The organism is Runella sp. (genome assembly GCF_027484545.1).
Classification (GTDB): Bacteria; Bacteroidota; Bacteroidia; order Cytophagales; family Spirosomataceae; genus Runella.
On the sequence record NZ_JAIXST010000236.1, the window covers coordinates 1 to 6083 of the forward strand.

9 protein-coding genes and 2 rRNA genes are annotated in these 6083 nt (G+C 39.4%); 5 read left to right on the forward strand and 6 right to left on the reverse strand.

Annotated elements, in window-relative coordinates; all coding sequences use genetic code 11:
- Together Q0081_RS21650 and rrf are read left to right on the forward strand one after the other, a co-directional pair.
- A 23S ribosomal RNA gene (locus tag Q0081_RS21650) occupies positions 1-409 on the forward strand; the annotation flags it as partial.
- Positions 410-584: 175 nt separating this feature from the next.
- Positions 585-696 (forward strand): 5S ribosomal RNA (gene rrf / locus Q0081_RS21655).
- Positions 697-785: 89 nt separating this feature from the next.
- Here rrf and Q0081_RS21660 read toward each other — a convergent pair.
- The 4 genes from Q0081_RS21660 to Q0081_RS21675 all read right to left on the reverse strand — a co-directional run bounded on the left by Q0081_RS21660 (position 786) and on the right by Q0081_RS21675 (position 2918).
- The gene (locus tag Q0081_RS21660; protein WP_013927448.1) at positions 786-1007 is read right to left on the reverse strand and encodes a DUF2795 domain-containing protein; all 222 of its coding nucleotides are present in this window, start codon (positions 1005-1007) and stop codon (positions 786-788) included.
- A 140-nt stretch (positions 1008-1147) separates the two neighbouring features.
- Positions 1148-1642, reverse strand: coding sequence for an NADH-quinone oxidoreductase subunit C (locus Q0081_RS21665; protein WP_298358423.1), 495 nt, complete (start codon positions 1640-1642; stop codon positions 1148-1150).
- 3 nt (positions 1643-1645) lie between these two features.
- Positions 1646-2173: an NADH-quinone oxidoreductase subunit NuoB gene (gene nuoB / locus Q0081_RS21670; RefSeq protein ID WP_298358426.1), complete on the reverse strand. Its 528-nt coding sequence runs from the start codon at positions 2171-2173 to the stop codon at positions 1646-1648.
- Positions 2174-2213: 40 nt separating this feature from the next.
- Entirely contained in the window at positions 2214-2918 is a 705-nt protein-coding gene (locus Q0081_RS21675) for a phosphatase (protein ID WP_298358429.1), read from the reverse strand.
- Between the two features lie 135 nt (positions 2919-3053).
- Here Q0081_RS21675 and Q0081_RS21680 point away from each other — a divergent pair, with 135 nt between their 5' ends.
- Positions 3054-3497, forward strand: a complete 444-nt coding sequence (locus Q0081_RS21680; protein ID WP_298358432.1) for a DUF2147 domain-containing protein — start codon at positions 3054-3056, stop codon at positions 3495-3497.
- Between the two features lie 17 nt (positions 3498-3514).
- On the forward strand, positions 3515-4081 hold the full coding sequence (locus Q0081_RS21685; protein ID WP_298358435.1) for a bifunctional precorrin-2 dehydrogenase/sirohydrochlorin ferrochelatase: 567 nt from the start codon (positions 3515-3517) through the stop codon (positions 4079-4081).
- Between the two features lie 3 nt (positions 4082-4084).
- Here Q0081_RS21685 and Q0081_RS21690 read toward each other — a convergent pair whose 3' ends face one another.
- Positions 4085-4408, reverse strand: coding sequence for a hypothetical protein (locus Q0081_RS21690; protein ID WP_298358439.1), 324 nt, complete (start codon positions 4406-4408; stop codon positions 4085-4087).
- An 80-nt stretch (positions 4409-4488) separates the two neighbouring features.
- Between Q0081_RS21690 and Q0081_RS21695 the strand changes: the two genes are divergently transcribed.
- Complete coding sequence (locus tag Q0081_RS21695; RefSeq protein WP_298358442.1) at positions 4489-5475, forward strand: glycosyltransferase family 9 protein; 987 nt, start codon at positions 4489-4491, stop codon at positions 5473-5475.
- On the opposite strand, the gene Q0081_RS21700 is transcribed toward Q0081_RS21695, so the two are convergent.
- Complete coding sequence (locus Q0081_RS21700; protein ID WP_298358445.1) at positions 5453-5953, reverse strand: GAF domain-containing protein; 501 nt, start codon at positions 5951-5953, stop codon at positions 5453-5455. The genes Q0081_RS21695 and Q0081_RS21700 overlap by 23 nt on opposite strands.
- Positions 5954-6083 lie beyond the last annotated feature (130 nt).

Here is a 6083-nt window from a genome sequence, read left to right on the forward strand (position 1 = left end):
ATCGACGGGATGGTTTGGCACCTCGATGTCGGCTCGTCACATCCTGGGGCTGGAGAAGGTCCCAAGGGTTCGGCTGTTCGCCGATTAAAGTGGCACGCGAGCTGGGTTCAGAACGTCGTGAGACAGTTCGGTCCCTATCTGTGATGGGCGTAGGAAGTTTGACGGGGGCTGACCTTAGTACGAGAGGACCGGGTTGGACTCACCGCTGGTGAATCGGTTGTTACGCCAGTAGCATGGCCGAGTAGCTACGTGGGCAACGGATAAGCGCTGAAAGCATCTAAGTGCGAAACCGACCTGAAGATGAGACTTCCAAACAAGGGACGTTATAGACTATGACGTTGATAGGCTGCAAGTGTAAAGGTGGTGACATCAAAGCTGAGCAGTACTAATTGCCCAATATCTTCTTATTGAATCGTTTTTCTTATTTTTCTCCCAATGTCAATTAATGATGTTACCCTGATATAGCCAAGGAAATTGATCAGAGTTAGTGATAACTCGAAATCAGAAGAAGTTGATGGTGATTACAGAGTGGGTTCGGAGTCGCGTACGACTTTACCTCTTTGCAGTCCGAAATCAGAAGACTTGATGGTGGTTACAGGGTGGGTGTTCACCTCTTCCCATTCCGAACAGAGAAGTTAAGCCCCGCTCCGCCGATGATACTGCGATAAAACGTGGAAAAGTAGGTAGCCGCCACATTCATTATCAAAACCCACTCAACGAGTGGGTTTTTCTTTTTGTTATATGAACTGAAAATAAAAAAGCCCATTAACTTGGGCTTTTTTATTTTAATATTCATCTTCATTAAAGAAGAAATCGTCCTTTGTTGGATAATCAGGCCAAATCTCTTCAATGCTTTCATAGGGCTGACCGTCATCTTCCAGCTCTTGTAAGTTTTCAACAACTTCCAAGGGGGCGCCCGTACGAATAGCAAAATCAATTAATTCGTCTTTCGTAGCCGGCCAAGGCGCATCTTCTAAATAGGAGGCTAATTCCAGTGTCCAATACATACTCTCTTCCTTTTATTAGTTCTAAAATGAGGTTAAAAACCAGTGAAAACTCGCAAATCCAACGTTTTTTTGCTGAAAATTGTTGCGAAGGACAGCATTTTTTTTGAATATGTCAAGAAATATTTTTATTTGGTTGATTTTCAATAAATTACTTTTATTCCGTGATAAAATTCCTGCTCTTGATAGTCTTTACGGAGAGGATATCCCTGCCAATCGTTAGGAAGTAAAATACGCCTCAAATCAGGGTGCCCTTCAAAATGGATACCCATTAAATCATAGGCCTCTCTTTCATGCCAATCGGCAGTTTTCCAGATATTACTGACTGTTGGAATAACAGAATATCCACTAACTTGACGAGAAATTGTTACTTTAATGGTAAGGTTACTTTGGTAAGGAATTGAATTTAGATTGTAAACTACGTCAATTGTACCTTTATCCACGCCATTGTCAATACCTGTTAAGCAAGCTAAATAATCAAAATATAGCTTTTCATCTGAGTGCAGAAAACTGCATACGGCTATTAGATGGTTTATTGGTATTTGTAAAATGGGCTGATAAGATTTTATATTAGAAACAGTAAAAGTGTCTTCACCGAAACGGCTTGATACGATTTGTTTAATTTCTTCAAAGCTCATTAGTTATATAAGGTCTTTATCAATGTCTAATAATAATTTAGGGGCTACAATAGGGTGTTCATGACTAATTTTCTCCTGCAATTTTAAGAATCCTCCAATTAAGGCTTCGGGACGGGGAGGACAGCCAGGAACATAAACATCTACCGGGATAATTCTGTCAACACCTTTAACAACATGGTAGCCATGCTCCCAATAAGGGCCGCCACAATTAGAACAACTGCCCATTGAAATTACGTAACGGGGTTCGGACATTTGTTCATATAAACGTCGAATACGATCTGCCATTTTGAAGGTAACAGTACCTGCTACAATCATTACGTCAGATTGGCGAGGCGAAGGACGTGGAAAGATACCAAACCGCTCTAAATCATAGTTAGAAGCGTAGGAGGCCATCATTTCAATGGCACAGCAGGCTAAACCAAAACCCATGGGCCATAAAGACGAAAGGCGTGCCCAATTCAATAGGTCTTCGGCACTCGTAAGAATAATGCCACCATCACCTGTTTTTAACCTATTGCTTTGAAAATCCATTCTCAAAATTTTAGTGTAAAATTAGCTAATACTTGTCATTTTATGGGGACTGTTCAACAAATTGCCCATTTTGCAAAGTAAAAAAACGGCTTTCAACGAGTTGTCTTTGTGAAAAGTAGGCATCATAATGTGGATAAAAATTGAGCCGCTCTGTGATGGTTTGGTCATGGATATTTGCCAAGCCTAATAACAATTCACATCCTTCCCGTACGGCAAAATTACCTCCTTCCTGTGCAGTAATATAATCAACTAAGTTTTTTTCAATTACATATTTTTGAAAGAGCGGATTCCCTTTATGCCGGATGAGAATACGTACCCCACATTTTTCGGCGATTGATAAATCCAAAGCATCGTCAAAAAAAAAGGCAACTTCTTCTGCGACAAGATTCCGAGTGGACATGAAATGCTCTAATGCGTCAATTTTATGTTTGATTCGGAAATAGCAGGCATGGTAATGTTCTCTTTGGGCTAACTGGAAAGACAATAAGTTACGTTCGCCGGAAATAACAGCTGTATAAGGCAATTGCCCGAATGATAACCACCAACCAAATCGCAGCAGGTTCGTACCCATAGAATCTACTTCGCTGAAATTGCTGCTGCCCTGTTCGTTTTTTGTGCCGTCATTAAAAACTCCGTCCCAATCAAATATAAATGCTTTTATTTTACTTATTTTACTTATTAGAATTTCAGGTGGAGTTATGAAACTTCCACCTAAATCGGTAAAGACAGAGGTTATATCATGCATATATCTCAAAGAGTTTTGCGTAAAAATAGAGAATCTATGGCATAAACAAAGAGGTTTGTCAACGGCTTCATTTGCTTCTGTAATAAAAAGCCCTGAACTTGCGTTCGTAATTAAATCTAAATCCCCAATCTCAGAATGAAAAAAGTAAAATTGTTATTGCTGACGATGTTTGTATCATTACAAATTCTCGCCCAAAGTAATCCTGATGCGTGTTTGGGTACTTGGCTAACAGGGTCTAAAAAAGGGCATGTACAGATTTATAAGCAAGGAGATAAGTATTTTGGTAAAATCGTTTGGCTGAAAGAGCCCAATGACCCGGCAACCGGAAAGCCCAAAGCTGATATTAAAAACCCCGATTCCCAAAAGAAATCACGTCCGATTTTAGGAATGATTAATTTAAGCAATTTTAAATATGAAGGAGATAACTTGTGGGAGGATGGCAAGATTTATGATCCTGAAAATGGGAAAGAGTATAGTTGTAAAATGCGACTTATCAATCCAAATCAACTGGATGTCCGCGGTTATATTGGTGTGGCACTCATTGGCCGTACGGATAGCTGGACAAGAGTGAAAAACTAATGATAAAACGATAGCCTGTGAATACTCTCTTTCCCATTTTTATAAAGCTTGAACAACTTCACTTACTGATTGTAGGAGGAGGATATGTGGGATTAGAAAAATTGACTGCGGTGCTGGCCAATTCACCTCAAACCCACGTAACTTTGGTTGCGCCGGAGATACGGAATGAGATTCGCGAATTAGTAGCTTTACACCCTGCTGTTGAACTCATACAAAAGGTATATGAAACTACAGATTTAGAGAATAAAGATTTGGTTGTCGTTGGGACTAACAATAAAACTGTAAATAGTCAAGTACAACAGGACTGTAAGGTTCGTCGGATACTGGTCAATGTGGCAGATACCCCTGATTTATGTGATTTTTATTTGAGTTCAGTTGTAAAAAAAGGAGACTTGAAGATTGCAATTTCGACTAATGGGAAGTCGCCTACTTTCGCCAAACGTTTTAGGGAGGTTTTAGAAGAAATTCTGCCCGAATCTTTACAGGAAACCTTAGACAATTTACAACGAATCCGGAATAAACTAAAAGGTGATTTTCAGGAAAAGTTGGAAAAACTGAATGAAATTACAAAAGCGATGAAATAGCCGTTAGAATAAATTAAAAGAGAATGGCTTGTCTTTTAAAATTAGAAAATAAATGACACCCGCCAACAGTAAATAACTGATAAGAAGCCACTTTTTCTTTTGCTCAAATTCGCCGTGATTGTGGTAATAATCATAATACATAGACGCTGATAATCCAAACACCATAAAAAAGGCGCACATGACAGCACAGTGTGTACGATAGATGATAAACTTGTGCAGAAAATGGGCTCCCAACAAAATGTATAACAACCATAGCCCGAATCCCATTCGGTATAGATAGACGCTTAAACGTCGGTCGTTTTTAATATCAAAAAGTTTATCAGACATGCTTGTAGTGGGCTGATTTTCAGTAAAATTAATTAGATTTGTGTTAAAAGTCAAATTTCTCAGCAACCCTTATACGTTACATGCCTTTAAAAGTTTTGGTAGTTCGGTTTTCTTCCATTGGTGACATTGTCCTAACGACGCCCGTGGTTCGTTGTCTCAAAACTCAACGACCTGATGTAGAAGTGCATTATGTTACCAAAGCTTCGTATAAGTATTTGTTGGCTGATAATCCTTACATTGACCGAATCCACTTATTGGAAGATAGCCTTTGGACGCTGATAAAACAATTAAAAAACGAAAAATTTGACTTGGTGATAGATTTGCACTACAATCTTCGAACCTTACAGATTAAAACAGCATTAGGGGTGCAGTCGTATAGTTTTAATAAGTTGAATTGGGAAAAGTGGCTTTTTGTTAACTGGAGAATTAATGCCCTTCCCAATGTGCATATTGTGGATCGTTATGTAAATACCCTGCAAAATTTAGGGATTATAAATGACGATAAAGGACTGGATTATTTTATACCTTATCGTGACATCATAGAGCCTGATTGGTTGCCTGAAACGCACCAAAAGGGCTATGTAGCATACGCAATCGGGGGGCAGCACGAAACTAAAAAATTGCCACTCAATCGGATGATTGAATTATGTGAAAAAATCAATTATCCCATTGTCCTGTTGGGAGGAAAAGAAGATGCTGCCAATGGTGAAATGATTGAAAATGCAATTGGGAAAAACTTGGTTTATAATGCCTGCGGTAAATGCAATTTTAATCAATCGGCCTCTTTAATTCAGCAGTCAAAACTTGTGTTCAGTCATGATACAGGATTGATGCACGTAGCTGCTGCATTTAAGAAAAAAGTGTATTCTATTTGGGGGAATACGATACCAGAATTTGGGATGTATCCTTACCAAACCAATTTTGTTTTGCTCGAAAATCGGCAGCTTACTTGCCGGCCCTGTTCTAAAATTGGCTATAAACGTTGCCCCAAAGGCCATTTTAAGTGCATGAATGAACTCTCGTTCAATTTTGAAATCAAGGAGCTTAAACGGCAGCGTTGGCAATAAGTCTCTCCACGATTTTAATTACTTCTCTAAGTCCCCCAGCATCGGTTTCAGAGAAGTCGTTAAGCTGGTCGCTGTCTACATCAAGTACCATAGTTACTTCTCCACGGGGTGTAAAAACAGGTAACACGATTTCAGATTTCGATGCTGAACTGCACGCAATGTGTCCCGGAAAGAGTTCAACATCAGGTACGACAATAATTTCCTGGCGGCTATAGCAAGCCCCGCAAACCCCCATAGTAAAGTTGATACGAGTGCAGGCAATCGGCCCTTGGAAAGGACCTAATACCAATTGATTATCTTTTTTGAGGTAAAAGCCTACCCAAAAAAAACCAAACCCTTCGCGAATAGCGGCTACGATGTTTGCCAGATTGGCGATTAAGTCCGTTTCGCCTTCAACGAGTACTGCAATTTGAGGTATTAAACTCTCATAAATTAATCTACGGTCAGTAGTGGTAGGGAGAGATAAGGTTTCGGCCATTTCTTGGAGTTTTATAGATCGTGAATTCAATTTTGAAATGCAATTTTTTGTTTTTGAATAAACTCAATGGGGGATAAGAACTTGAGTGCTTTTCTGGGCCTGTTGTTTAGTTTATTTTGAATGTTTTCAA

Coding starts and splice junctions, on each gene's coding strand:
- Q0081_RS21660 (WP_013927448.1), bottom strand. CDS start 1,007: ATGTATTGGACACTGGAATTAGCCTCCTATTTAGAAGATGCGCCTTGG.
- Q0081_RS21665 (WP_298358423.1), bottom strand. CDS start 1,642: ATGAGCTTTGAAGAAATTAAACAAATCGTATCAAGCCGTTTCGGTGAA.
- nuoB (WP_298358426.1), bottom strand. CDS start 2,173: ATGGATTTTCAAAGCAATAGGTTAAAAACAGGTGATGGTGGCATTATT.
- Q0081_RS21675 (WP_298358429.1), bottom strand. CDS start 2,918: ATGCATGATATAACCTCTGTCTTTACCGATTTAGGTGGAAGTTTCATA.
- Q0081_RS21680 (WP_298358432.1), top strand. CDS start 3,054: ATGAAAAAAGTAAAATTGTTATTGCTGACGATGTTTGTATCATTACAA.
- Q0081_RS21690 (WP_298358439.1), bottom strand. CDS start 4,408: ATGTCTGATAAACTTTTTGATATTAAAAACGACCGACGTTTAAGCGTC.
- Q0081_RS21695 (WP_298358442.1), top strand. CDS start 4,489: ATGCCTTTAAAAGTTTTGGTAGTTCGGTTTTCTTCCATTGGTGACATT.
- Q0081_RS21700 (WP_298358445.1), bottom strand. CDS start 5,953: ATGGCCGAAACCTTATCTCTCCCTACCACTACTGACCGTAGATTAATT.